The following is a 301-nucleotide window of genomic DNA, read 5'->3' as shown; positions in this document are numbered from 1 at the left end:
GTTTCGACGTGGGTTCGGGCACGCAGCAGGGCATGTCGAGGTTCTGTCACCTCGTAAAACCGCAGAAAAAAACTAACTGCAAACGACGAACGTTTCGCACTCGCCGCTTAATCCGGTGAGCCTTGCAACAGTTGGCCGATGGGCTGGGCAAGGGCGGTAGCAATACCGTCCAGGCTGCAAGGGAATTCACATGGGCTGGCATCACCCCGGGTACCTTGGGGTGGTGTGAGACACAAGGGTGCTGGCTGCCTGCGTAGCGTGTCGCTGTGCGACGCGGGTGGTGAGACTCAAACCAGACGAC

At 59.1% G+C, this 301-nt stretch carries 1 other RNA gene; it reads left to right on the top strand.

Features of this window, described 5'->3' with window-relative positions:
• Positions 1 to 301: a transfer-messenger RNA gene (gene ssrA / locus OKJ99_RS13770) on the top strand; the annotation flags it as partial.

The sequence above is a fragment of the Streptomyces endophyticus genome (assembly GCF_035798155.1).
Classification (GTDB): domain Bacteria; phylum Actinomycetota; class Actinomycetes; order Streptomycetales; family Streptomycetaceae; genus Streptomyces; species Streptomyces endophyticus.
Note: the sequence above shows the minus strand (reverse complement) of the source record. Positions and strands in the feature narration are given on the sequence as shown.